This window comes from Lysinibacillus sp. VIII_CA (assembly GCF_049943995.1).
GTDB lineage: Bacteria > Bacillota > Bacilli > Bacillales_A > Planococcaceae > Lysinibacillus > Lysinibacillus pinottii.
This window is the reverse complement of record NZ_JBNFXM010000131.1, coordinates 1-247: the sequence shown is the minus strand read 5'-3', so window position 1 is coordinate 247 and position 247 is coordinate 1. Positions and strand designations below refer to the sequence as shown.

The 247-nt window shown below is 58.7% G+C and carries 1 protein-coding gene; it reads left to right on the top strand.

The features are described 5' to 3' along the window. Positions 1-59 precede the first annotated feature (59 nt). On the top strand, positions 60-247 hold a 188-nt coding region (locus tag ACP3VS_RS24540), incomplete at its 3' end, for a helicase C-terminal domain-containing protein (protein ID WP_426390340.1).

The window sequence follows — 247 nt, the reverse complement described above, 5'->3', positions numbered from 1 at the left end:
ACCTGGCTGATCTCACTCGGCGATTCGCGGCTGATCCGCGTACTTGTCTATTTGGAACTGTGTCGCTGTGGCAGGGGGTCGATATTCCTGGCGACACTTGCCGTCTGGTTGTTATTGATCGGATTCCGTTTCCACGTCCTGATGACCCGCTCATGGCAGCCCGGAGTAAGGCTGTTGAGGACGCTGGTGGCAATGGATTTATGACGGTGTCGGCTGGCCATGCCGCGCTCTTGTTGGCCCAGGGGGC